At 66.2% G+C, this 22,723-nt stretch carries 23 protein-coding genes and 3 pseudogenes; 16 read left to right on the top strand and 10 right to left on the bottom strand.

Features of this window, described 5'->3' with window-relative positions; translation table 11 throughout:
* Nucleotides 1-9: 9 nt before the first annotated feature.
* The 4 genes and pseudogenes from ACYVKL_RS37040 to ACYVKL_RS37055 all read right to left on the bottom strand — a co-directional run bounded on the left by ACYVKL_RS37040 (nucleotide 10) and on the right by ACYVKL_RS37055 (nucleotide 2,667).
* Entirely contained in the window at nucleotides 10-210 is a 201-nt protein-coding gene (locus ACYVKL_RS37040; RefSeq protein ID WP_379172665.1) for a hypothetical protein, read from the bottom strand.
* Between the two features lie 116 nt (nucleotides 211-326).
* Nucleotides 327-569 (bottom strand): annotated as a pseudogene (locus tag ACYVKL_RS37045) (hypothetical protein); the annotation flags it as partial.
* A gap of 104 nt (nucleotides 570-673) precedes the next feature.
* Nucleotides 674-2,098: an MFS transporter gene (locus ACYVKL_RS37050; protein ID WP_379172389.1), complete on the bottom strand. Its 1,425-nt coding sequence runs from the start codon at nucleotides 2,096-2,098 to the stop codon at nucleotides 674-676.
* Nucleotides 2,095-2,667 (bottom strand): TetR/AcrR family transcriptional regulator, encoded by a 573-nt coding sequence (locus tag ACYVKL_RS37055; protein ID WP_379172392.1) that lies wholly within the window; start codon nucleotides 2,665-2,667, stop codon nucleotides 2,095-2,097. The genes ACYVKL_RS37050 and ACYVKL_RS37055 overlap by 4 nt, the downstream gene beginning before the upstream one ends.
* 908 nt (nucleotides 2,668-3,575) lie before the next feature.
* Here ACYVKL_RS37055 and ACYVKL_RS37060 point away from each other — a divergent pair.
* From ACYVKL_RS37060 to ACYVKL_RS37075, 4 genes and pseudogenes are all read left to right on the top strand, one after another.
* Nucleotides 3,576-3,992, top strand: coding sequence for a hypothetical protein (locus ACYVKL_RS37060; protein WP_379172394.1), 417 nt, complete (start codon nucleotides 3,576-3,578; stop codon nucleotides 3,990-3,992).
* A 363-nt stretch (nucleotides 3,993-4,355) separates the two neighbouring features.
* Nucleotides 4,356-4,757, top strand: a pseudogene (locus ACYVKL_RS37065) (AraC family transcriptional regulator); the annotation flags it as partial.
* Nucleotides 4,758-4,815: 58 nt separating this feature from the next.
* Nucleotides 4,816-5,409, top strand: a complete 594-nt coding sequence (locus ACYVKL_RS37070; RefSeq protein WP_379172396.1) for a helix-turn-helix domain-containing protein — start codon at nucleotides 4,816-4,818, stop codon at nucleotides 5,407-5,409.
* A gap of 71 nt (nucleotides 5,410-5,480) precedes the next feature.
* A pseudogene (locus tag ACYVKL_RS37075) lies at nucleotides 5,481-5,894 on the top strand (glycosyltransferase family 2 protein); the annotation flags it as partial.
* Here the strand turns inward: ACYVKL_RS37075 and ACYVKL_RS37080 are convergent.
* Nucleotides 5,878-6,231, bottom strand: coding sequence for an MBL fold metallo-hydrolase (locus ACYVKL_RS37080; protein WP_379172653.1), 354 nt, complete (start codon nucleotides 6,229-6,231; stop codon nucleotides 5,878-5,880). The pseudogene ACYVKL_RS37075 and the gene ACYVKL_RS37080 sit on opposite strands and share 17 nt — an antisense overlap.
* On the opposite strand from ACYVKL_RS37080, the gene ACYVKL_RS37085 reads away from it, so the two are divergent.
* The 3 genes from ACYVKL_RS37085 to ACYVKL_RS37095 all read left to right on the top strand — a co-directional run bounded on the left by ACYVKL_RS37085 (nucleotide 6,137) and on the right by ACYVKL_RS37095 (nucleotide 11,322).
* Complete coding sequence (locus ACYVKL_RS37085; RefSeq protein WP_379172398.1) at nucleotides 6,137-7,810, top strand: enoyl-CoA hydratase-related protein; 1,674 nt, start codon at nucleotides 6,137-6,139, stop codon at nucleotides 7,808-7,810. The two genes, ACYVKL_RS37080 and ACYVKL_RS37085, sit on opposite strands and share 95 nt — an antisense overlap.
* Before the next feature lie 574 nt (nucleotides 7,811-8,384).
* A complete protein-coding gene (locus ACYVKL_RS37090) occupies nucleotides 8,385-10,178 on the top strand; it encodes a hypothetical protein (protein WP_379172400.1) in 1,794 nt (597 codons plus the stop codon).
* Between the two features lie 142 nt (nucleotides 10,179-10,320).
* Nucleotides 10,321-11,322 (top strand): hypothetical protein, encoded by a 1,002-nt coding sequence (locus tag ACYVKL_RS37095; protein WP_379172402.1) that lies wholly within the window; start codon nucleotides 10,321-10,323, stop codon nucleotides 11,320-11,322.
* Between the two features lie 176 nt (nucleotides 11,323-11,498).
* Here ACYVKL_RS37095 and ACYVKL_RS37100 read toward each other — a convergent pair whose 3' ends face one another.
* The gene (locus ACYVKL_RS37100) at nucleotides 11,499-11,651 is read right to left on the bottom strand and encodes a hypothetical protein (RefSeq protein WP_460774154.1); all 153 of its coding nucleotides are present in this window, start codon (nucleotides 11,649-11,651) and stop codon (nucleotides 11,499-11,501) included.
* Nucleotides 11,652-11,719: 68 nt separating this feature from the next.
* The gene (locus ACYVKL_RS37105) at nucleotides 11,720-12,055 is read right to left on the bottom strand and encodes a hypothetical protein (RefSeq protein ID WP_379172406.1); all 336 of its coding nucleotides are present in this window, start codon (nucleotides 12,053-12,055) and stop codon (nucleotides 11,720-11,722) included.
* Nucleotides 12,056-12,354: 299 nt separating this feature from the next.
* On the opposite strand from ACYVKL_RS37105, the gene hsaA reads away from it, so the two are divergent.
* Both hsaA and ACYVKL_RS37115 read left to right on the top strand, forming a co-directional pair.
* Nucleotides 12,355-13,506, top strand: coding sequence for a 3-hydroxy-9,10-secoandrosta-1,3,5(10)-triene-9,17-dione monooxygenase oxygenase subunit (gene hsaA / locus ACYVKL_RS37110; RefSeq protein WP_379172408.1), 1,152 nt, complete (start codon nucleotides 12,355-12,357; stop codon nucleotides 13,504-13,506).
* 222 nt (nucleotides 13,507-13,728) lie between these two features.
* On the top strand, nucleotides 13,729-14,160 hold the full coding sequence (locus ACYVKL_RS37115; protein WP_379172410.1) for a DUF4189 domain-containing protein: 432 nt from the start codon (nucleotides 13,729-13,731) through the stop codon (nucleotides 14,158-14,160).
* A gap of 113 nt (nucleotides 14,161-14,273) precedes the next feature.
* Here ACYVKL_RS37115 and ACYVKL_RS37120 read toward each other — a convergent pair whose 3' ends face one another.
* Both ACYVKL_RS37120 and ACYVKL_RS37125 read right to left on the bottom strand, forming a co-directional pair.
* Nucleotides 14,274-15,635, bottom strand: a complete 1,362-nt coding sequence (locus ACYVKL_RS37120) for a cytochrome P450 (protein ID WP_379172413.1) — start codon at nucleotides 15,633-15,635, stop codon at nucleotides 14,274-14,276.
* A gap of 205 nt (nucleotides 15,636-15,840) precedes the next feature.
* Nucleotides 15,841-16,407, bottom strand: coding sequence for a hypothetical protein (locus ACYVKL_RS37125; RefSeq protein ID WP_379172415.1), 567 nt, complete (start codon nucleotides 16,405-16,407; stop codon nucleotides 15,841-15,843).
* 675 nt (nucleotides 16,408-17,082) lie between these two features.
* On the opposite strand from ACYVKL_RS37125, the gene ACYVKL_RS37130 reads away from it, so the two are divergent.
* The 4 genes from ACYVKL_RS37130 to ACYVKL_RS37145 all read left to right on the top strand — a co-directional run bounded on the left by ACYVKL_RS37130 (nucleotide 17,083) and on the right by ACYVKL_RS37145 (nucleotide 19,776).
* On the top strand, nucleotides 17,083-17,385 hold the full coding sequence (locus ACYVKL_RS37130) for a hypothetical protein (protein ID WP_379172420.1): 303 nt from the start codon (nucleotides 17,083-17,085) through the stop codon (nucleotides 17,383-17,385).
* 246 nt (nucleotides 17,386-17,631) lie between these two features.
* Nucleotides 17,632-18,192: a universal stress protein gene (locus tag ACYVKL_RS37135; RefSeq protein WP_379172422.1), complete on the top strand. Its 561-nt coding sequence runs from the start codon at nucleotides 17,632-17,634 to the stop codon at nucleotides 18,190-18,192.
* A gap of 790 nt (nucleotides 18,193-18,982) precedes the next feature.
* Nucleotides 18,983-19,180 (top strand): hypothetical protein, encoded by a 198-nt coding sequence (locus tag ACYVKL_RS37140; protein ID WP_379172424.1) that lies wholly within the window; start codon nucleotides 18,983-18,985, stop codon nucleotides 19,178-19,180.
* A 317-nt stretch (nucleotides 19,181-19,497) separates the two neighbouring features.
* Nucleotides 19,498-19,776 (top strand): hypothetical protein, encoded by a 279-nt coding sequence (locus ACYVKL_RS37145; RefSeq protein WP_379172426.1) that lies wholly within the window; start codon nucleotides 19,498-19,500, stop codon nucleotides 19,774-19,776.
* A 40-nt stretch (nucleotides 19,777-19,816) separates the two neighbouring features.
* Here ACYVKL_RS37145 and ACYVKL_RS37150 read toward each other — a convergent pair whose 3' ends face one another.
* The gene (locus ACYVKL_RS37150; protein ID WP_379172428.1) at nucleotides 19,817-20,008 is read right to left on the bottom strand and encodes a hypothetical protein; all 192 of its coding nucleotides are present in this window, start codon (nucleotides 20,006-20,008) and stop codon (nucleotides 19,817-19,819) included.
* Between the two features lie 541 nt (nucleotides 20,009-20,549).
* On the opposite strand from ACYVKL_RS37150, the gene ACYVKL_RS37155 reads away from it, so the two are divergent.
* The 3 genes from ACYVKL_RS37155 to ACYVKL_RS37165 all read left to right on the top strand — a co-directional run bounded on the left by ACYVKL_RS37155 (nucleotide 20,550) and on the right by ACYVKL_RS37165 (nucleotide 22,626).
* Nucleotides 20,550-21,377, top strand: coding sequence for an MFS transporter (locus ACYVKL_RS37155; RefSeq protein ID WP_379172430.1), 828 nt, complete (start codon nucleotides 20,550-20,552; stop codon nucleotides 21,375-21,377).
* Between the two features lie 93 nt (nucleotides 21,378-21,470).
* Entirely contained in the window at nucleotides 21,471-22,064 is a 594-nt protein-coding gene (locus ACYVKL_RS37160) for a DUF6907 domain-containing protein (RefSeq protein WP_379172432.1), read from the top strand.
* A gap of 85 nt (nucleotides 22,065-22,149) precedes the next feature.
* Complete coding sequence (locus ACYVKL_RS37165; RefSeq protein ID WP_379172434.1) at nucleotides 22,150-22,626, top strand: hypothetical protein; 477 nt, start codon at nucleotides 22,150-22,152, stop codon at nucleotides 22,624-22,626.
* Nucleotides 22,627-22,723: the final 97 nt, after the last annotated feature.

Raw genomic sequence — 22,723 nt, forward strand, 5'->3', positions numbered from 1 at the left:
ACAATCGATCTACTGTGCGCCGAGGCACTCGACACCGTTGAACCTCCCAACGGTGGGAAATACTTGCTGTCGCACGATCATCATGTCGACAACCTTGACCATTCGGGTCGGGAATTCCTCTCCAGCGTGGAAGCGGGTGACGCCGAACTCGGCGGCGATCTGGTCGACGGTATAGCGACGCTTGCCGTGTTCGTCGATCTCGTCGGACATCGGCCGGGCCAGCTGGACCTGCCGGGGCCCAGCGTCGGCTTCTGGCCGCCGGTAGGTCCGCGGGCGCGGACTGCGGCCAACCCGTCGCGGGTGCGTTCCGACCTCAGGGCGTGCTCGAATTCGGCTATCGCGCCGAGGATTTGGAAGAACATGCAGTCGACAGCAGTGGCGGTGTCGATGCCCTGGTCCAGGACAACCCGGTCCACACCCCAGTCCTGGAGAGCAGCAACGGCTCCAACCGCACCCACTGGGCATCGGCCAGGTCCGCTCGCCCCGCCACCGCTACGCTGGCCGACGAGGTCTGCGTCTGTATCCAGGTCTGCTCGGTCGCTACCCGAAATACCGCAGACCTCACCCATACGCCAACGCAGACAACAACTTCCACCGAACACGCAGATGGGTTGGCACCACACAGCGGCGCCAACCCATCACACACTTCGACACAGACCGCAGGTGTTGCGGGTCAGGGCGTTGTCGACCCTCGAGATGATCGAGGCTCAGATCGGATTGTGGCGATGATGAGTACGCTGGCCGCGAGTGGGGGTAATGCCCATAGTGCCGTGCTGAAGTAGCCGCTTTGGGTGGGGAGCATACTTCCGCTGGGGGTCGTGTCGGCGAGGAGGAAACCGGCGAGTGCGCTGCCGATGCTCATTCCGATGCTGCGGGCGATCTGGTTGATCGAGAGCACACTGGCTGTTTCTTCTTGGGGCACACCGACGAGGACCAGCTTGGGCATCACTGCGAAGACACCTCCGACGGCGAAGCCGAGCAGCGCGATCGCGGCGAGAACGGCCAGAAGTGACTGGTGGCTGGCGACGAACAGCAGTGCGCTGGCGGCCGCGATCACGGTCGCCAGCGCGTAGGTCCACCGTTCGGTGATGCGCGCGGTCATACGCGGCACCGCCTTTCCGGCAAGGAACCCGAGCAGCGAGAACGGGATCAGTGCTGCACCTGCGGCGACACCGGGAAGTGCGAATCCGTAGTCGGTGCCGGCGGGTGTCTGCACGTAGCGGGTCAACAGGCTGAACAGCAGGTACAACCCTGTCCCGGCCACGAGTATCGCCAGATTCGCGCGCAGGACGGGCCCTTGGCCGAGCAGTCGCAAATTCACCAACGGCGTCGCGGTACGCAATTCGATCGCCGCCCACACGGCCAGGACCGCGGCGGAACCGACGAGCAGGCCACCGGCCAGCCACGCGGTCGCCCATATCGAAGGTTCGGCGATGACCAGCAGCAGCCCGAGGGTGCCCAGAGCGAGGAGCAGCGCGCCGGGCACGTCGATCCGGGGCAGGTCTCCGGGCGCCTCGACGGGCAGCGTCCGCCACGCGATGGCCAGCGCGGCTGCCGATAGGACGAGTCCGAGTCCGTATGCGGCGCGCAGGCCTGCGAGTTGGTCGAGAAGGCTGATCGCCGGGTAGCCGACCCCGATACCTACGGTCGTTGCGACCGACAACGCGGCGATCGTCGCCGCCGAGCGCTCCGGTGGCAGGTGTGTGCGGGCAACACTCATCAACAGTGCCACGACCGCGACCGCGAGCCCCTGCAGGCCGCGTCCGATCAGCAACGCCACGAACGGAAGCGGGAGCACCGTCAGCACTCCACCGGCCGTGACCAGGGCCAGCGTGGCCAGGATCGTCACGCGGCGGTACGGGCCGCTGCCGAGCCTGCCCAGAACCGGGCCCGCGATCGCGGCGCTGAACAGGGTCACTGTCAAGGTCCACTGCGCGGCGACCAGGGACACGTGCATTCCCGTAGCGACCGCGGTGATCAGGGGCGCTCCGACGCTGCCGATCACCGCTCCGGCCAACGCCGTGCATACCAATGCACCGCTCAGTCGTCCGTCCCGGTCGGCGGAGACGTCGCTGCGGCCGTCCGTGCGGGTGTTCATCGGTTCGCCTCGGTGGTGATGTGCGCGAACAGACCGGGCTGGATCCGGGTGCGGACACCCTCGGCCCACGCCGCATCGACCTGCCCGACGTCCATCGCGGCGCCGGCGTTCAGCAGCATCCCGAAGGCGAGGAACGTCTTCACAGTCACCGGGTCGAGTCCGGTGCCGTCCTCGGCTGTGTCCCACATCCGTGCGAAACACGACCGCACCGTGCCCCTCACGTCCGGATCTCCGCACGCGGCGAAGCCCTGCAGCTGCAACAACAACCCGGTGCGATCGGCGAGCAGATCGAAGTACTGGGCTCCCATCGCCGAGAGCGCATCCAGGCTGTCCTTCCCCGCGCCCGCATCGCGCATCCCGTCGCTCACCTGATCGAACGACGCCTGGACCAGCTCCAGGAACAAGGCCTTCTTCGTCCCGAACATCCTGAAGACGTACGCCTGGGTGATCCCCGCCTCTCTCGCGATCGCCTCTGTCGACGCCCCGTGCAACCCGTGTTCCGCGAATTCTCTCGCTGCGATGGCCAGTACCTGGGCACGCCGTTCGGGTCCGTTCATTCGTTGAGCCATAAGTGACAAGTTACTAGTTACTAACTACTAAAAAAATGTGATGTCGATCCACTACAACACCCCGTTGTCCGTCGGGCGACGTCGTCGACTCCCCACGTTCGACTCCGCGACCACCGCCGGACCGCAGCCTCCGCGGGAAGACTTCCTCCAGCCGACGCGCCGCCCGCACCAGGACCAGTAGATTGACGGCCGATCAGGATCGGGCCCGCTGAGCCGGATCTAGTACTCGCGGCCAGGCCGTAGCGCTGCGAAGAGACCGACTACAGCGACAACTACCAGCCACACCACTGCCCCGAAGCCGGCGGTGACGACCGTTCCCCACAGCATGATGAACGGCCCGTATTCCGCCACGCGGGCCCAGTATCCGCTGAACCTGCCAGATTCGGCTTGACATTGTCACCTGGGATCGGCGAAAACTGTTGCAACACAGAGGAACCCAGGGGAGCGGGGTCCAAACTCCAGACAATCCGGGAAAGACATGCGAGTCCCGGAGCCCGGCCCACCCGACACGGGTCCGCCACACGCCATCCGGAAAAGACCTGCACGCAACGGAAGAAGTCACACACGCGCACCAGCAGTCCTATGCGTCACAGTGACGCAACATGCCGACGCATGACTCTATGCAGACAGCATCGAATAATCCGCTGCCCATGCAGGTTTTCCCGAATTTATCCACCCGATTCGGACCACACGCACCATCGGTGGACCACGCGTACCTTTGTCCGGATCGGACAAACGCGAAAAGCTTCCCCGATCAGCCCAACAACGTAGCCACGCCGATAATGATCGTTATGTCAGGTTGAGTCTTCCCGTCACTGGGACGTCAGCGGCCAGCGCGGCCGGATTACACGACGTTAGAGTCCGGCCATGAACCACTCCCCAGCGCGGACCACTGGAACACCACCGCGATGACCGGCATGATCGTGCGCCGTGTTGAGCATCTGCAGGAGTTCGATATCGAAGCCGCTCTCGCTGCGGGACTGCGGAGACACGGACCGGCGCGTACCAAGATGTTCGCGACCGCCGTCCTTGCCGCCGGCTTACGCGCCGAGGAACTCGGTCTGTCGGCCTTCCAATTTCGGTTCCTGTCCGCTCGCGTGCGATCACTCGGACTCGCTCTGGTGTCCGCGCTTCCAGAAGATATGCTCGGCCACGCGCTGCATCGGTCGGTACGGGCTTGGCTGACTGTCGCGCATGCGACGACCTCCGGCCCGGGCGATGCCCGCGACGAGCTGTTCGCACAGTGGCTCGACGCCATCGCGGATGTACTGTTCACGCACGCACAGCAAGCCGTCACCGAACGGCTCGTGGTCCGCCGCTTATAGGATCGTGACCGGCATGCTCGAGCGCTTGGAGGAAGCCCTCGGAGACGGTGGGGCGAAAGGAATTCTGTAGCGGCGTTGACGCATTCGGTCCCCATCTGGCTGGCCTCGAACGCCGCCCCTACCTCGCAAATCCGAAGTCGAGCGGTCGCAGCCACCCGAGCCGAGGGGGCTGAACCCACCAACAACACCTGTTTTCGGGTTCGAATTCGTCGGTATGGTCCGCCGGTGATCGAAGGCACCGTTCCCACGCGCATCGCTGGACTGGTCCGGACCACCGCGCTCAATGTCGGTGTTACGCCCGCGGAGTTGGATGCGGTCAGCCCTCACGTCGATCCGGCCGTACTGACCGACGACCTCCTTCGAGTGCCGACCGAATGGGCCTGGCGCGCCTTGGAACTCATCGAGGCCACAGCGCGCCCGGGGTCCGGTCTGCTCGCCCGCGCGGCGGCCGGGCATGGTGGACTGCAGGTATGGGATTATCTGCTCACCAGCGGACCTGTCCTCGCAGACAGTGCGCGCAGCGAAGTCAGTATTCGAGGTGTGGTGAGCGAACCCGGTGTCGGCTGGGTGGTGATGGAGAACGGCCGCCTGCTCACCCTTCGCGATACGGCCAGAATCGAACCCGATCCCGTACTCGCACCGATCGAGGAGTTCATCCTCGCGATGATGCTTCGTCGGGTCCGTGAGGCCTCTGGTCGGCACCTGATCGCGGTCCGAGTCACGTTCAGCCACCGCGCGACCCATCGATATGGCTATCTCGTCGATGAATTCGGTACCAGCACTATCGATTTCGGTGCACCGTGCGCCGAAGTCACCTTCCTCGATGCGGGAGGCGATCGGCGCGGAGCCTCATCTGGGAGCCATGCTGCGCCACTACTCCGACGTGGTCTTGGCCGCCTCACATCCTGCCACCAACTGGCAGGAAACCTTGCACGCCACCATCGCCATCGCACTGCGCGAAGGCGATGTCACCGTCGACGAGGCGACCCGGCGCCTGGCAATGAGCTCGCGCACCCTGCAGCGCCGCCTGCAGGAGATCGGCACCAGCTGGCGTCACGAAGTCGAATCAGTCCGGTACGGGCACGCCATCCGACTCATGCGCGACACCGACCTGTCCGTCCGATCCATCGCCGCCCGCCTCGGCTACGCCGACGCCCGCACCCTGCGCCGCGCCATCCGCCGCTGGACCGGCAGGGGCCCGGACGAATTCCGCCGCTGCGCACTGGGCATGGGCGAGGCCGGCATCGGAGCGTCACGCAACCAGCCCGTGCGCCCAAGGGCCGGAGACCTCATCCCGCGTGATACCTTCACCGCCTCACACTCCCGCGAGCGGGGCGTAACTCCGTTGCCGTGCGAGGGGTATCGAAACCTGGTAGAGCCACGAACGAGCCGGGAAGCCCCCTGTTCCCAACAGTAGGAAGGTGTTAATTTCCGGGTATCGGCTGGTCCAGCACGGGAGTGGCAGGTGTTCGATACCAGGAGGGACCAATGCCAGAAGATGAATCCACGCCGGTGCGAAAGCCCGAGCTGGTTTCGGTGATCATCCCCGTATTCAATGGCCTGCCGTTGCTCAGCACCCAGCTGGAAGGTCTTGCCGCACAGGAATATCCGGATCCATTCGAGGTGATTCTCAGCGATAACGGATCCACCGACGGGCTGATCGAATATCTGCGTGACCACCCGTTGAGTGAGCTACTGCGGTTGCGCCGCATCGACAGCTCCGATCGCCCGGGTGCGCCACACGCTCGCAACGTCGGTGCCGAGGCCGCAGAGGGCGATTTCCTCGCGTTCACCGATCAAGACGATTGGGTGCATCCAGGCTGGCTGAGCGCACTGGTGGAGGCTGCGGCCGAGTTCGACGCGGTCGGCGGGCCGATCGAGACCATCAGGCTGAACACACCGAAGGTCGCGCGCTGGCGGCCCTCTCCCCCACCCGAGGAGCGCTTCGATTCGCACTACCGGTTCTGGGCGCACGGCAACAACATCGCCATGTGGCGCACCTGCTTCGACAAGCGCATTCCAGGCCCAGCGCGTCGCGGTGCACGTGGACCCGCGCTTCGGAGAAGAGTTGGAGCCCGCCCGCATGGTCGACATCGCCGTGGGTCAGGACGGCCCGGTCCGGCGCGCCCAGAAAGAGCATCGGCATGGCATACCGCATTCTCCTGCTGTCCAGCGCCGCGAACGGCGTGACACAACGAGCTGCGCTCGCGCTGCGCCGTTCCGGACGCGAAACAATCATCGAAGTCGTCGCCGATGCCGCCGAAATGGACGCCGCCCTCGCGCGCCACGACAACATCGACGCCATCATCTGCCCCTACCTGGTCACCAAGATCCCCGCCCACATCACCCGACGCTGGCCCACCGTGATCATTCACCCCGGAGTCGTCGGCGACCGCGGCCCCAGCTCACTGGACTACGCGATCACCGAAGGCGAAAAGGTGTGGGGCGCAACCGCACTGATGGCCGTCGAGGAAATGGACGCAGGCCCCGTCGTCACCACCCGCAACTACGCGATGCCCGAAGACACGAAATCGGCCATCTACAACGGTGTCAGCGCCGATGCCGCCATCGCCTGCATCCTCGAAGCCGCCGACCACCTCGAAGACCCGAACTTCACCCCCGTGCCGCAAGACGAGCACCCGCGCCTGCTGGCCCACGCCCGCACCCGACCCGCTCTGCGGCAACGCGACCGAGCCATCGACTGGACCAAGCCCGCCAAGGACATCCTGCCCGCCATCCACGCCGCCGACGGCTCCCCCGGCGTCCTCACCACCCTCGCCGGCCACCAGGTCTACCTCCACGACGCACACCTCAGCGGTATCAACGCCCCCAACGCCGAGCCGGGAACGATCATCGGCCGCACCCAGCACTACCTCCGAATCGCCTGCGGCAGCGGCAGCCTGCTGATCGGCCACCTGCGCGCCCGCGACGAGCAGCTGCCACCGGTGAAAGCACCCGCGACCGAAGTCCTCGCACGGCTCGGCGAACCCGAGGTCCCCGACCACGGCACCGACCCCGCCTGGTCCGACATCCGCTACCACCGCAGCGGCGACATCGGCACCGTCGAATTCTTCGCCTACGCCGGCGCATTCAGCGTCGACTTCTCCCTGCGCCTGGCCGCCGCGATCCGCACCGCCGCCGCCGCGGACACCCGCGTCCTCATCATCGCCGGCACCGGCCCGGCATTCTCGAACGGATTGCACCTGGGCTCGATCGAACTCGCCCACAACCCCGACGCCGAAGGCTGGGCATCGATCAACGCCATCAACCGCGTCTGCGCCGAAATCGCCACCTGCGACCAAGTCACCATCGCCGCCGTCCAAGCCAGCGCCGGCGCGGGCGGAGTGATGCTCGCCCTCACCGCCGACTTCGTCGTCGCCGCCGAAAGAGCCATCCTCAACCCGCATTACAAGACCATGGGCCTCACCGGCTCCGAGCTGCACACCGCCACCCTGCCCCGCCGCGTCGGCCAGACCATCGCCGAAGAACTCCTCACCGCCGCCCAACCCATCGACACCGGCACCGCGCTCGACATCGGGCTCATCGACGAAATCCGCCCCGACCGGAACTTCGCACACTCGGTCCACCGCTTCGCCCGCCTCTACAGCGAAGGCCCGCTGTACCGAGCCGCCCTCTACGGCAAAGAAGAACGTCGCCGCGCCATCGGCAACGTCGAAGTCATCCTCGCCCAGGAGACCAGCCGCATGTATCCCTGCTTCTTCCATGACGCCATGGGCCACCGCGAGAAGCGGCAGTCCTTCATCCGGAAGTCGCCGATGACGCGAATCCGGTCCGAGCACATGCCGCTAGCGGGTTGACGCCGGTGCCTGCCACGACAACGACCTCGATTACGCGCCGCTCGTTGCTCCGAGCAGGAGCGTCTGCCGTTTTCCTTCAGTCGATACCTGGCACACAGGTGAATGCGGCACCGACCGGACAGAGACGCTCGGGAGAACTCGAAACGCTGCTGGTGCCATCCGCAATGGGCCCGGTACCGGTGCAAGTTCAGTGGGCCAGCGCCGACAGCCCCCGAGAATTTCCGAGCGAAAACGGGAGGTCATTAGCGGGACTAATCATCCGCAAGACTTGGACTAACTGAACAGAGGTATCGGGCCACCCGCCAGCCAGACAGACTCCTCCCCGGGAAGGGAGGTTGATCGACTGGGGACGCGAGCCGGAGTGCGGGAACACTTCAGGCTCAAAGACTTTGGCGGGGACGAGCGGGAACTCGTCGGCCGCGGTGCCACCGTTACCACAGAGGCTGCATTGGGTTGCAGGTCCGAGGGTAGCGCACACCCTCATATCGATTCCACTCTTCTCGCGAACAATACGCCGGACGTGTCGCTCGCGTGTGGAACGACGCTGCTCAGCGCATGTGCGCGTGAGAGTGCTGTGCAGCACACATCGGCTGCGGCCGGTCCCTACGACGACGCGACCGCGGAGTATCTGGCCGCGCTCGATGAGGTGATGTACACGGGCAAGTGGCTGCTGATCGACCCTGACAACCAAAAGGTGCGATGGGTCGCCAGCCTGACGAAGGCGCAGGATGAGGTGGCGGCCGGTCGCGCCGCGACGATGGCACGCGCCCTGAATACGGGAATGCTGAGCGCTGACATCGACCCTGTGCCGGAACGAGCAGTGTTGGGTGACGCGTGCGCGGAGGCGTTGGTGGCGTGGTGCGTCGAGCACGAGCTGCGGTGCCTGGCACGCCGATCCGGCCGGCCCGGCGGATGGCATGTGCACGCGGCCGCGCGGACGCCGTTGCAGGCGCGCGCGTGGGCGAAAGCGTGTGCGCGGCTGAGTAAGAAGCTCGGCATCGTGGTCGACGACCGCACAGGCGAGGTGATCCGGACGCTGAGTGCGCCGCACCGGCGGGGCTTGGCGAGTCCGGTGGTCAGCTGCACGCTCACCCCGCAGACCGTCGTCGCCGCCGTGCCCGCGCGCAATCACTCGAAATCGGTGGTCAAGGCTCGCGCGCCCAAGGCGCGCACCAGTGTCGGCGACGGGAGCCGCTCGGCGCGCGAGTTCGGTCGCTCGTGCGCGATGGCCCGGGCCGGGTACAGCGGCGCGCAGGCGTGGAAGCTGATCAGCGGCGAGGGCGCGAAGTCGCGGCGCAGTGAGGGCTGGTGGCGGCGCTACATCTGGGTGCACGCGGTCACCATCGCCGCAGCGGAGAACGGGCTGACGCAGGACCAGGCTTGGCAGGCTGCGCTCGAGGCGTGCCCGCCGCGGGTCGCGCGCATCACCTTCGCCTGGTGGCGGCCGCTGTGGCGCAAGGCCGTCCGCGACGCCGAGGAAGCCCGGCCCCGCCGCTACCGCGTCGACGAGGTTGCCGCGCAGCCGGACCCGGTGGTCGAGGCTCAGATCGCCGATGTGCGCCGCGGGCTCGACGCGGCCGCCGGCACGGTGCTCGCGGGACTGCGGATGCGCCGAGATCGCCAGCAGGGCATCAGGACGCTGCTCTATCACCTGGCGCCGTTCCTGGTGACCCGCGAGGGCTCGGTCAGCGTTCGTGACCTCGCCCGCGCCACCCGCATGGACGACAAGACCGTTCGCCGTGTCCGCGACGATGCCATCGCCTGCGGGCTGCTGGTGTACGCGCGCCGCTACAGCGGAGGAGCCAAGAGCTGCGACGCCTTCGCGGTGACCGCTGTCGTCGAGACCGCGATCGAACGGGGCCGCTCGGAAAAGTCCCCCACTAGCTGTAGCACCCCCGCCCCCACCGGGCGCTGCCACGCCGCCAAGCAGGACAAACGTCACGGCTACGAGCGCAAGGTGTGGGTTCTGCTCAACGACGCTCTCGCACAACTGGCCCCCGGAGAACGACTGGCCACCAGCCGAACCAGGCCGGCGAAGCTGTTGCGCTCGATGTGGGCCCAACGCAAGTGGTTCCAGGACCAGACCCCCGAACAGCAGGAACAGCGCCGAGCCGAGCGCCGCAAGCTGCTGCGCGGGCTCGACGCCGCGGATCTGCGGGCCTGGCTGCTGTGGCTCGAGCAGCGCGAGAAGATCGCCAACGCCTGCGACAGGATCCTGGCAGGAACCCCGGACCCCTACGACGGTCACCTGCTCGAGAACGCGCCGATGACCATCTACCGGGGTATGCGCGACCCTGCTTGGCGCATCGGCGGCACCCAAATCCCAGCGCACCCGGTCCTGGCTTTCGATGTGTCCAAGGCAGCGTGATGTTTACAGCAGACTGCCACTATCTGCTGTAAACATCACGTCAGGCAACTCTGTCGGTGAGACCTGTCATCCTCGGATCACCGATCAAGCACGGAAGGAGTGGCGACCGGTGGGAGATGCAGGTATCGGGGCGCGGGCACGGATGGATCTGATCGGCCATGGTGGGGACGTCGATGACGCAGTGCTCCGCCTGTTCTCGCACGGTCTGGCTGACGGTGAGGTGGTTGATCCGGTGCTGTCCGCAGGGACGTGCGACACCTATCTGCGCCACGTGCGCCTGTTTCTGCAGTGGCTGGGTGACAACAGCTTGGTGACCGACGTCCAACATCCCACGCACCGTGTCGCTTTCGCGGACGAGGCCGGGCGGGCGCGCGCGGTAGGAGGCTACCGCGCCGTGATGATGATCGAGCACAACCTGGCCGATGCCACGGTGCGCGGCATGTTGCGTGCGGTGGACCTGTTCTACTACTGGCTGGGGTTCCAGCGCCGACTACGGGTGCCGCGCACCGCATCGACTCAGACCGAACTGGAAGCACTCGACCGCCGCCAGCACAGCATGGTGACCCGCAGCGCCGCCGCCCGGAGTGAGCGCGACATCGCAGTGGCCGCGCTCATCCTCGACATCGAGCCGACCACCTCTGATGTCGTGGGATATCGGTGCTCGGATCTGCGCCTGGATCCGAAAAGCCACACCGGCGCGATCGGCAGCCGCGGGACAGACGACGAAACCTGTTGGAAGACGCTGAGACCCGGGACCGTCGCTGTCCTGGATCGTTGGCTGCTCAAGCGGCGCGAACTGCTAGGCGATCAGCAGACCGAAGCGCTGTTCCTCAACCTGAAGCAGGTTTCGGGGCCGCTGACCGAGCGTGGACTCAACTACGTGATCTACCGAATCGGGATGCAGGTGGACATGGTCATCTCGCCGCGAACCCTTCGCAACACCGCGAAGCTTCGCATGCCCAACACGGAACTGGAGTCGCCCGACCTAGCCGAACTCCTCAGCCCGCTAGCCACCGTCTCGGATGTCATTGAAGTCGAGCCATCCGCGGCCGAGCCAGTAATGCGTCGGCAGTGGCGACATACGCGGCCACCACGCTCCCCCGGTGCGCAGCTCCGTCTCGATTTCCGTTCGGAGAGCAGCTAGCCCTCGGATTCCGAGCGCCCAAACGCGGTCGCCGGTCGCGGCGACCGGGGCCCACAGCTCGGCACGGCACGTGACCAAGCTGGTCGGGCCAGCCTCACGCACGCCCAAGCGAGAACCGGGAATCAGGAATTGGCGGACCGACCGTCCAGGCCATCCGGGCTCCGGGGCGGGTGACCTCAGACGTTGCGACGAAAGACCTTGTTCCCGATGCTGATTCCACCGATCAGCACCCCAAAAGAGACGGTGATACCGAGCCACGCCGCCGTCGCCTCACCGACGAGACCCGCCGCGAATGCTACCAGCAGCTTCCACGCCCGAAACAGAAACATCATCCACCCCTTATTGCGAAGACTGATCTTGTCTCCACGATCCTAGATACGTTGTGGCCCAACGCAACTCAGCTCTTCTGGTCGGTGCGCTCGGACCGTCTGGAGGTGGCTGCCGCAGCCCGGCCGGCAAGGACAATCAGCCCGCCGGCCAGCAGGACGATCCCGGTGGGTCGCATCCACCCGGCGGCCGTCGCGGCATCGGATGCGCGGTCATCGCGGCTTTGCGCACCGGACCGCGACGACAGGCACGTGTCCGCGCTCGACATCGACTGCCCATCACATTTCGGGTGCTCAGCGTCATTCGCTGCAGCAAAGCTGATCAAGAACAGCGGCAGCCCGATCAGCGCCATTGTTACGCCGAATCCACTGACCCCGCCCGCCGATTTCCGATCCTCGCCGGTCATGGCAATCCCCCAATATCCTCAACCTGGAATACACAGTCGATCATTGGTCGCGCAGTGTAATCACTGCTGGGGACTATCGGCTAGTTGACGTGCATTGCTGCAGTTAGAGGCTCTTTCGGTGGGTGATAGGAGGGCTTGTTTTTCGGTCGGATGCGGGTGCGGCGGGTTTCGGTGCGTGGTGGGCGAGGGTGGTGCATTTCCCAAAATGGGTATCCCCGAAATGGGTATATCTGATTCCGCGACTACCCGGTTAACCTCGGCGGGTATTTGTTTCTGCAAGACGTAGGTGGGTGGGGTTCATGTCACACGAATTGATCGACCGGATAGATAGGCTGCTGCCGATGTTGCGGGACCGCGCGCGCGAGACCCATGACAAAGGCATCTCGGTCGACACGATGGAACAACTGGCAGCGACCGGATTCTTCCGCCTGATGCAGCCCCGCCAGTGGGGCGGTGAGGCCGCGGACCCGATGATCGCGTTCGAGGCGATCCGGCGGCTCTCGGGAGCGTGCGGCTCGACCGGATGGGTGGCCAGCGTGCTGGGTGTGCACCCGTGGCATCTGGCCCAGTTCGATCAGCAAGCCCAGCAAGACGTGTGGGGCCAGGACCCCAACGCGCTGGTCTGCTCCTCATATGCCCCGATGGGGATGGCCACGCCCGTCGAGGGCGGCTATCGAGTCACCGGGAACTGGCGGTACTCCTCGGGCAGCGCGCACGCCCAATGGGCGATGGTCGGTGCCCCGATCCCCGAGCAATTGGCCTTCGGCGCGTTTCTGATCCCACGAGCGGAGTACTCGATAGACGAGGTGTGGGATACCTACGGGCTGCGGGGAACCCAGTCCAACACCCTCGTGGTCGAGGACGTGTTCGTCCCCGCGCACCGCTTCCTGAACTTCGAGACCATGGGCGCCTTCGAGGCACCAGGCCTACAGGTCAACGACGAGCCCCTGTTCCGCATGCCCTGGGGCACAGTATTTCCCGCCGCCATCGGCACGCCCGTGATCGGTATGGCCCATGGAGCGTGGGATCTCTACGTCGAATACCAGGGCACTCGGCAGCGCGCAGCCTACTTCGGCGAGCGGGCCACCGACGACCCGTTCATCGCGCTGTGCGTCGGCGAGACCGGCTCCGACATCGACGCCTCCTGGGAACAGCTCTCGGGCAACATCTCCAAGGTCTACGACCTCGTGGTCGCCGGCGAGGAGGTCCCCATGGAGCTGCGGATGAAGGCCCGCCGTGACCAGGTCCGCGCCGTGCAACGCTGCGTCGCCGCGGCCGACACCCTGATCGAATCGGCCGGCGCCGCAGCGCTCGACAACGACCAGCGCCTGCAACTCCTCTGGCGAGACATCCGCGCGGCCCGCCATCAGGCAACCAACGAACCCCCACGCGTCCATGTCATGTACGGACGGCACAAGTTCAAGCTCGACCCCGGACAGAACATGGTGTAGGTGGTCAAACCCGCAGTATTGCCGAGGAATACGCGTCGCCGGGGGTGCCCGACGGTCTTGGGGGCCCTCGCGCATCTCGTCGGACGTTCACGACCAGCTGTACTGCCTGGCGCTCTACCGCAGTAACCGGCCGCGAAGGGGGCGGCCGGGGCATGCGAGCCAAAAGCGTTCGGGTCCGCAGTGATCGCGGACCTTTCATCAGTTGTGATTCGGAGGGAATTGATGTCGATCCTGTTGAAGTCGTCGGTGCTGGCCGCGACTGTCGTGACGCTCGCGATGATCGGGTGCCCGGTCGCCGATGCCGAACGCGGGCCCGATGGCAAGTACTACGGGGCGATCGCCGCCGCCGACAACGGCAGCTGGGGCCTGGCCGCGAACTACCCCAGCCAGGCATACGCCGACGCCGACGCGATGGCCGAGTGCGGAGGCCCCCGCAACTGCACGATCCGCGGCCAGTGGATCGACGGGTGTGCGGCGCTGGTCATCGGCAACGACGGTCCCTTCTTCAAGGGGATCGGCTACGGCGCGACGCTCCAGGAAGCCGAGCACAACGCCTTCGACGACCTGCACCACGACACCTACCTGCCCCCGGCCGGAAGCTCCGCGGGCATGCACGATGACGGCCACCTCGCCAAGTCCTACTGCAACGGCTGATCCCGTCACCCACTCGGACACGGCCCTTCGACTGCGCCGCTGCCGGCGTCGATGCACGACGGCGGCAGCGCAGTTTTCTTGCGAGCGGCGGGCGGCTCGAATCCGGCCGTGCTTCAGCGTCGCCGCAGGGTCACCGGCAGCGAGTCCTTCGGCATCGGCGTCGCGTTCATGTCCAACGGCATGATGTAGTCCTGCGGGACTTCCCATTCGAAGCCGCGCAGCAGCTGGTGCAGCACCATCTTGATCTCCAGGCCGGCGAAGTGCTGGCCGATGCATTTGTGCGGGCCGCCGCCGAACGGAGCCCACGCCATGCGGTGCTGCCTGTGCTCAGCGCGCTCGTCACCGAACCGCTCGGGATCGAATTCCTCAGGACACGACCAGATTTCGGGCCGGTGATGATTGGCCAGGGTCGGAACGACCACCATCGAGCCCTTCGGGATGAAGTAGCCGCAGACCTCGGTGTCGGCCACCGCGACGCGCGGCTCGATCTGGATCGGCGTGCACAACCGCGTCGTCTCCTTGAGGACCCAATCCAGTTCGGTGAGCGCGGCCAGCTCGTCGTAGCCGAGCTCGAGCGGCATCTCCAGCGAGCGGGCCCGCGCGCGTTTCTGCCAGTCCGGGTACTTGGCCATGTTGTAGACCATGTTCGTCAGCGTGCCGGTGGTGGTGTCGTGCGCGGCGACCAGCAGGAAGATCATGTGATCGACCACGTCGCGATCGGTGAAGCGGGCGCCGTCCTCGTCGGTGGCGTGGCACAGCATCGACAACAAGTCGCTTCCCTGCCCTTCGCGGGCGGCCGCGACGCGATCGGTCAGGAAGGCTTCCAGCGTGCGACGGCCGCGCAGTCCGCGCCACCACCGGTTGCCGGGGATCGCCACGCGCACCATGGCGCCGGCCGCCTGCAGGGTCGACACGATGGCCTTGCTGATCCGGGCGGCCTCCTCGCGCGGCAAACGTGCGCCCATGAACACCTCGAGCGCGACATCCATGGTCAACTGCTCGAAGCGGCGGTGCATCAACACCGGATTACCGTCAGCGACACTGCCTTCGGACATCTCGCCGATGTGCCGCTCCACGATCGTGTGCAGGCTCGTCAGGTACGAGGTGAGCGCTGTGCGGCCGAACGCCTGCTGCATGATCGAGCGGTGGGCGCGGTGCTCGTCGAAATCGAGCATCAGCAGACCGCGGTCGAAGAACGGGCCGTTGAGCGGCCGCCAGGCCGGGCCGTTGGCGAACACCCGACCCTTGCTCATCAGGATCTCCTGGGCCGCATCCAGGCCGGCGGCGATGATCCACTGGCTGCCGAACATGTTGAGCGCGTACACCGCCCCGTAGGTGGCCTCGTCCGCGCGGGCGGCCGCGACCGGGTCGCGGCGCTGGCGTATCAGCTGGGCCAGCGAGTTCGTGGCGGGTCCGCTGACCCGAGAGAGCTCGCTGCCCGTCGGCGGTGCCGCGGCGAATTGTGTTCTGGGCAAAGCAAACCCCTCCTGCCAAACAATCGACAAGCCGGAAGTTACCCCCACCGCACGAGCCGCTCAACACGAACCGAAAAAAGTGCCGCCGAACTGCACGAACACCAACTCCGCACCCCGGTCGAGCGGGGACACCCCAAAATGGGGATACTCGAAATGGGTATATGTGGCAACGCTGTTCGGCGACTATTGTTGAATTCGACTGTGCCTAACTCATATTCGCCACAATATCCGCGGCGACTACCTTCAACGCATCGACCGACGCCTCGGTGCTCGTCCAATCGGTGAGGACGACATCCACCACAGCGTTTCCCGAAAGCAGGATGATGCGCGCATCGAAGCGACCCGAAAACGACTTCGAGCTGCCGCTGAGCAGAACCGCCTTCTGGACCTTCGGACCGAGCTCGGCAGGGTTCATCTCGGTGGAGGACGCATCGGTGAGCGTTGCCTGATACACGCCGAGCGTGTCCTTCGAGTGCGTGTACATGGAGGGGGCCGTCTTCGCTACCCGCAAGACCACCTGAATACTGGACGGCTGGGCGGGGGAAGCGACTGTCGCCCAGCTCGGGGTATACGTGATCTCGTCGGCGGTGACGGTCCTCGCCGAGGTGCGTTTACACGGCGCGCCAGGAACATAGCGGTCCAACAGGGCGCGCGAGACCATCGCGCATTCGTCCGCAGGGGCGCCGTAGGTCGGCCCACCAGCCAGCTCATCGGACGACTTGGCCTTCACCAGGAATACCGCGCCGAACGCCACCGCGGCCACCAGCACCACCGCCGCGCCGATCCCCGCCCACCTCCGCTGAGACCGCCCCTGCCTCGCCGGGGTTATCACCGCACTCACAAACCCGCTCCGCTCTCAAATCTTTGACTGGCCGGTGACACTACCCCACCACCCGAACGCGGCAACGATTACCTGGGCGTGAAAAAGGTTGATGGCCAAGCACATTGACCCGCCACCGCCGCTGCTGGGTTGGTCCGGACGTGACAGCCACCGGGAGCGTTCAGCACGGCGGGACGCCTCCGAGCCTGGACATCTTCGGCTGGCATGTGGCCGGCCCGCCCCGCCGCGACCAGCCAGCGCCGATCCCGCGAACCACGCGACGCCCGCCCGACCCGATCACCACCGGCATCAGCGCGCGGCGACCGCCGACGCTCTGAGAACCGGGCCGTTCGTTGGCCTTTTTGTGCGTGACCCGCGCCACTGACCTACGGTACCGTAGGTCAGTGGCACCGTAAGCGGACGTGAAGCCTTCTGCTGCACGCGATTCCGTCGGTGGCAGCCGCTGTGCGCCGGAAGCGACCAGCGTGACAATTCCTGCATGGCGCCAGACGCCGCGGCTCCCCCGCGGCCGGGACAAGGTCGATTGACCGCCCGGACCGCCATTCCACTCGCCGAGAGAGCACATGCCAGCTGCTCCGTACTTCGAGTTGCGCCTAGGAAAATCAAATGAATGCACTCACCACGTCCATGAAGCGTTGTGCGACCGCAGCCGTCCTGTGTGGCGGCCTACTCGCCTCCGTGCTCGCCGCCGAAGGGTCGGCCGCAGCGGGAAACCTGCAGTGCCAGTGGGGCCCCTACCTCATCGCCGCCGACTGCAGTGACCTGTTCACCCCACTCCCCACCGACCCGGACTCCTCCACCGGGCAGTCCAGCTCCGACCCCAACCCGATGCGGTGGGATTTCAAGCCCGCCCCCGCCACGATCGACATCCCGCAACCTCAGGGGCAGCCCGGACTGGCCGTCAACTGACACATTCCGGATAACCATCCACTACGTCACTGTGACGCCGCGGCTGATCTGCGGCACACATCAACGACTCCGCTGAGGCACCGCCGCGCCCACATCCGCCGCCCGCCCGCGCCACGCCTGCACAGCCCGCGGCGAATTCGCGTCTGGCACCGCCGAACACGACTGCGCCGGCGCGGCGGCTCGCGGCGGTCCCGCCCCTGATGATCGCCGGGGGCGGGCACCAACTCGGCAGACCATGAGGAACAGATGCTCACCATCGCCACGCAGACCCCTCCCCACCATCGCCTGTACGGCACCGACCTTCGCGGCCTACACCCCGACATCGACCACGCTGCTCGTGCCGCCGCTACGGCCCGAGCGCCGATCGTCGTCGGGACCAGCGGCTCACCCGCCTCGCTCGCAGCAATCGACCGCGCCGCTACCCTGGCCGCCCTCAGCGGCGCGCAACTGGCGATCGGCTGCGCGTATTCACCCAACCGACCTTCCGACCCCGCTATCGACGTCCTGAAATCGGAAGCCCACCTGCTGTTCGGGTGCGCGGACGCCGACGAGATTCTTGATGCCGCCCACCGGCAGGCGAGCAGATGCGGCGCGAGCGAAATCACCCTCCATCCGCTGGAAGGCACCCCGACCGCGGCCCTGCTGCGCTTGGCCGCCGATACCCGCGCGCAGCTGCTGGTCCTGGGCAACACGGGCGACGACACCGGCAACTGGCTCCTCCGGCGCATTCGCCGCGTACTCGCCACCACCGCAACCGACGCGATCCGACAAGCCCCCATCGACGTTCTCATCGTCAATCAGCACTGACCCACTCGCGCGTGAAAGGTTCTCGGCGTCACCGCGGGTCGCGCGGGGCGCTGGAACCGATGTGATCGGGTCGCTCGCACAGCGCGCCGAGTCATGTTCGAACGGTAGCGGACTGGTCGCTACGCCGGCCCGGCGCAGGGAAGTGGCTCGCCCCCTGAACCTGCGTTTCCGCACCACAAACGTGATGGGCGCAGCTATTTGTGCCAGGGCGGCGAGCCACGACTGACGCTAGCCAACCTCTCTCCTGACCGCCGGCCCCAGAATCAGGGGCGGCACCCCTGGATGTGACATGCGCTCCCCAGTGGGAAGCCCACGGGTCGAACCTGTGTCGGATGGTCGAAAATCCCAGTACGGGAACAGGATTGATGACAGCGCCGGAAACTTCCGATCGGAAGCCGGGAGGCTGATGGATTGGCTGCGGCCTAACACCTACGGTACCGTAGGTTAGCGCCGTTGGGCGCGGGAATTCGCCCGACAGCACGTTCGAGGGCAACCGCACCACGAGTATCGCAGCTGGGCGCCGGTAGCGACAGCGAATCAGGCCAGACATCCGAGTCATTCGAAATGTCTTGTCACTCAGCGACATTCATCGCTGGAAATCCTGTCTACCGTGCACCCGGTCCTAGTCGCCGGGCCTGGATTCCCGGAGAACCCGCCCATGAGAATAGCTCTCGCCATCGCATCGCTCGCTGCCCCGATCGCAGTCCTCGCCGGAGTAGCAGGAGCTGCCGGTACAGCATCGGCATCGGATGACTGCACCGCCGGCGTAGGTGGACCCACGGTGGCATGTATGCCGCCGGACTTCGTCGATCGAGGGCGTGTGCCGTTGGAGCCCGAGGTCGACCCCATCTGCGCCACCGGTGTCGTCGGCTGTCCGCCACCGGCCTCGGATTGGACGCCCAGCGGTGGGCACCCCTCCGGCGACCCGTATTGGAACACGCCCTACGAGATGCCCGGGACCAACCCCCTCGACGGCCTGATCGCGTAATCCCGGGCCGGCCGGATCCGTCCGCCACGGACCTCGAACCGGCGAACCCCTGTTATTGTTCGAACATGCGTTCCCATGTCTTCGACGGCATGCGGTGGGCATTGGGCGACGGCACCCCGGCCGACCCGACCCGGCTGCACATCAACCGAGCCGGTCGTGCCGAGCAAGCCGCACCTCTGGAGTGCCACAAAAACCATCCCCTGGGCCCCGATCGCGTGCTCGTCGGCGGCGGGGCCCAGGGTTTGACCTGGCGTTGCGTGCAATGCAACGACGTCGTTCATCGACCACCTCGCGTGCACCCGGGTCGGGCCTGACACATGTCCCCACCGCGCACGAAGGTCCGCCGTGTCACCTGGCCGGGCGAAGAACCCAGCCCCATCCACGGCTATCTCGCCCCGCCCGACCACCGAGCCCGCGGGTTCGTCGACGAACCCATCAACGAGGCCGGCAATCCGGAACCGGTCTACTCCTACACCCCACCCAGCTCCGACCATCTGCTGATCTGGTGGCCCGGAGGCCGGTGGACCTGGGAGCTCTCCAGCTTCATCGAACCCGTCCCTCCCGACCCGGCCGCCGAACACCCGCCGAACACCTGATCCGCACACCGGAGCGGGCGATCCCCACGCCCCCGCAGCATCAATCCGCGCGGCGCGATGCTGTCGTAGCAGCCGCGGACTGGCCGATATAGCTGGCCTGGCGCAAGTGTCGCGGGGCCAGCATGCGAGCCACGAACAGCATGAGCGGTCTGGTGACCGCAACGGCCACGCTGGTCACGGCGTCGAGAGCTCGCCTCGGACCCGCGCGGCGGGCATCGCTGGTGGTGGACATGCGGTGTTCTCCCCACAGTGCGGGCCCCACCAGTCGGCCGGGGCGTCGGTGCGCTGATCCTGCGGTCGCAGACCGCGTTTCGCATTGAACCAGACCCACCCGACTGTGGCACATCGGCAAAGTCCACGCAGAACTGCGATTCATTCCGCAGACGAGACGGCGGCATCGTCCCAAAATGGGTATCCCCGAAATGGGTATATCTGATTCCGCCGCCGCATGGCTAATCTCGGCGAGTATCGTTTCTGCGCTGACGTAGGTGGGGTTGGCATGTCGAATTCGAAATCGTATGGCGCAGATAGGCGTCGTCGAGCTCACACAGTCCGTGGTGCTCGCCACGGAACGCACAGTGCGAAACACTGTGCGCCGCACAGCGATCAACCGCGCAGCAGCCTTCCATGAGCGGCCAGTGATCGCCAGCCCCCGACCCCCGCTAAACCGGAAGACGGGTGCCTCGACGCGATCGCGAGCCTCATCCAGCACCTCAAGCGCGGCCACCTCATTCGCAGCGTCGCCTATTCCACGAAGGAAGCCTGAAAACGCTATGCCCGATATCGATCTGGACGCGCCCACTCCTGCGAGCCGCCTCTCCCGTTCCGGGAACCCCGCTGTCATCACCGCCATTGCCTACGTGAGCACAGCACTGTCGCTCGCCGAGTTCGCGATGCCCTCCACCGCCAGCACCGGCGCTGGATTCACGACTGCGCTCTCGAGCGTGCCGGTGGCCTCGGTTGTGGCCTATTTGGCGGGCTTCGCGGTCGCCGCGATCATCGTGGGCGCGCGCGGTCGACGGATCGCAGTGCACATGCCGGCCATCGGGTTGGCTGGATTCGCAATCACTTCGGTCATCACGGCGGCCGGAGATGACGGCACCTGGACGGCGGCAGCCCGCGCTCTCCAAGGCGCCAGCGCCGGAGTTCTGGTCGTGGCCGCGCTCGCCACGCTGATTTCCACCTCCGCGCCCGAGTTGGTGATCGCCTCGGCGGCCGCCTGGTACGCGAGCACCGCGGCCGCGCTGGTGTTCGGACCGATCGTGCTCGCCGCACTGGTCGGGGTGGGCAGCTGGTCCCCGTCGATACTGCTGTGCGTCCAGGCAGCGCTGTGTGCGGTCCTGGCGCTACTCCACGAACGCGCACTCCCCCGCAGCAGTTCGCGCCAGCCGCACGGCCTGGCCCTGACGCCGGTCGTCGCAGTGATCGTGGGAGTCGCGACCGCGGTGAACCTCACGCTGCTTGCCTCTGCAACGCTCTACTCGTACACCGCAGCCGCGCTCACCGCCGCTGCCGTGATACTCGTGGCTGTCGCCTGGCTCGTATCGGTGTCCTCGCCCCGCCGACACGCCGCAACGCCAGCGGGGCCGGCCAGCATCTGATTCCCGCCGTAGGCGAACCCGCGCGGCCGGGACGTCACGACGTGCGGCGGCTCCATGTGTCGGAATCTGTTGTTGTACAGGGAGTATGCAGACGTGACCGCAGTGTTGCCGTGCCCGTCGTTCTGCGAGGGCCACGACGATTTCGACTGGGTGGGTCCCGATGAGCCTGTTCTGCATGTGGGCCCGGCACTGGCGGTGACGATCTCAGGTTCTGCTGCGTCGTGGTCCGCCGAGGTGATCGTGCAACTGAACGCACTCGACGCGATCGGGCGGGACCGCAAGGTATACATCGAACTGGTCGTGGGCCGCAGCTTCGCCGAAATGTCACCGGCACAAGCAGATCAGGTCGCTCGACACCTGCTCGCGGGGGCTGAGCTTCTGGATACGTGTGCGTCAAGGACCGGCGCGCACCCGCCGCGGGCTGCAGCGGATGCCGGTCGGCTATCCGGGCCCGGCACCGCGAGGGCGCGAACACGTTGGACTGTTGCGGTGGACGGCCCGGTCGCTCGTGCCGTGGTGACTGTCAAAGTTCTCGTGCCGCAGGCCCGATCCAACAACGGTGCGGCGCTGGTGCTCGGCGTCCCTGGACGCGTCGCCGGACTCGAAATGATCGAACTCACCAGCACCGAGGCGCGCCACCTTGCCGATCGCCTCAGCCACTGCTGCGCGCCCAACAACCACACCTGATGATCGCTCACAAGCAGTCAAGTGTTGGAGTGACCGAGAAAGGAAGGCTCTGAAGATCCGTCCGGTCATCCTGGCGATATCGGCGGTGTTCGGGATCGTCGGCTGCTCCTCACCATCATTCCACTTCACCGATCCGTCGAAATACGACCGATTCACCCTGTGTGACTCCTACAGCACGTTCCTCAGGGAGAAGCTGTCGATCTCGGACGCGGGGTCGGAAGACCCCATCGGGACCGGGGAGAACCGCACCGTCGGTTGGTCGACCATATGCCAGGGCCATCATGCTGGAGGGAAGCTGATCGGCATGCTCCAAGTGCACAACCCGCGTACGGACGACGCGGTCGAAATACCCTCCGACTACCAACCTCTCGCGGGATTCGAGGGCAAGGCGCGGATGGGTGCGCCGCTGCCGTACTGGACCGAGATCCACGTTCAAGACGGCACCTGGTCTGCAGAGATGAGTTTCGTCAAGGAAAGCCCCGGACAGGAGTTGCTCGGACACGATCAGCAGCAGGAGGTGGCAAGGTTCCTGATTCAGGTCGCACACGACTTGCAGCACTGAGCAACCGCCCGCGCTGAATCACTCCGGTATGCGCGGTCTGCGTGAATCGGAGCGCTCCCGGTGTAGTGCAGCCCGGCCGGACTGTGGCGGCGCGAAA

The sequence above is a fragment of the Nocardia tengchongensis genome, from assembly GCF_054781395.1.

Bases quoted from the DNA above. Each gene is read 5' to 3' on its own strand.
- ACYVKL_RS37140 (WP_379172424.1), top strand. From the start codon at position 18,983: ATGCCGCCGGACTTCGTCGATCGAGGGCGTGTGCCGTTGGAGCCCGAG.
- ACYVKL_RS37095 (WP_379172402.1), top strand. From the start codon at position 10,321: ATGGATCTGATCGGCCATGGTGGGGACGTCGATGACGCAGTGCTCCGC.
- ACYVKL_RS37115 (WP_379172410.1), top strand. From the start codon at position 13,729: ATGTCGATCCTGTTGAAGTCGTCGGTGCTGGCCGCGACTGTCGTGACG.
- ACYVKL_RS37070 (WP_379172396.1), top strand. From the start codon at position 4,816: ATGCGGGAGGCGATCGGCGCGGAGCCTCATCTGGGAGCCATGCTGCGC.
- ACYVKL_RS37130 (WP_379172420.1), top strand. From the start codon at position 17,083: ATGAATGCACTCACCACGTCCATGAAGCGTTGTGCGACCGCAGCCGTC.
- ACYVKL_RS37060 (WP_379172394.1), top strand. From the start codon at position 3,576: ATGACCGGCATGATCGTGCGCCGTGTTGAGCATCTGCAGGAGTTCGAT.
- ACYVKL_RS37105 (WP_379172406.1), bottom strand. From the start codon at position 12,055: ATGACCGGCGAGGATCGGAAATCGGCGGGCGGGGTCAGTGGATTCGGC.
- ACYVKL_RS37085 (WP_379172398.1), top strand. From the start codon at position 6,137: ATGGCATACCGCATTCTCCTGCTGTCCAGCGCCGCGAACGGCGTGACA.
- ACYVKL_RS37055 (WP_379172392.1), bottom strand. From the start codon at position 2,667: ATGGCTCAACGAATGAACGGACCCGAACGGCGTGCCCAGGTACTGGCC.
- ACYVKL_RS37050 (WP_379172389.1), bottom strand. From the start codon at position 2,098: ATGAACACCCGCACGGACGGCCGCAGCGACGTCTCCGCCGACCGGGAC.
- ACYVKL_RS37145 (WP_379172426.1), top strand. From the start codon at position 19,498: ATGTCCCCACCGCGCACGAAGGTCCGCCGTGTCACCTGGCCGGGCGAA.
- ACYVKL_RS37080 (WP_379172653.1), bottom strand. From the start codon at position 6,231: ATGATTGTTTCGCGTCCGGAACGGCGCAGCGCGAGCGCAGCTCGTTGT.
- hsaA (WP_379172408.1), top strand. From the start codon at position 12,355: ATGTCACACGAATTGATCGACCGGATAGATAGGCTGCTGCCGATGTTG.
- ACYVKL_RS37150 (WP_379172428.1), bottom strand. From the start codon at position 20,008: ATGTCCACCACCAGCGATGCCCGCCGCGCGGGTCCGAGGCGAGCTCTC.
- ACYVKL_RS37135 (WP_379172422.1), top strand. From the start codon at position 17,632: ATGCTCACCATCGCCACGCAGACCCCTCCCCACCATCGCCTGTACGGC.
- ACYVKL_RS37040 (WP_379172665.1), bottom strand. From the start codon at position 210: ATGTCCGACGAGATCGACGAACACGGCAAGCGTCGCTATACCGTCGAC.
- ACYVKL_RS37155 (WP_379172430.1), top strand. From the start codon at position 20,550: ATGCCCGATATCGATCTGGACGCGCCCACTCCTGCGAGCCGCCTCTCC.
- ACYVKL_RS37100 (WP_460774154.1), bottom strand. From the start codon at position 11,651: ATGTTTCTGTTTCGGGCGTGGAAGCTGCTGGTAGCATTCGCGGCGGGT.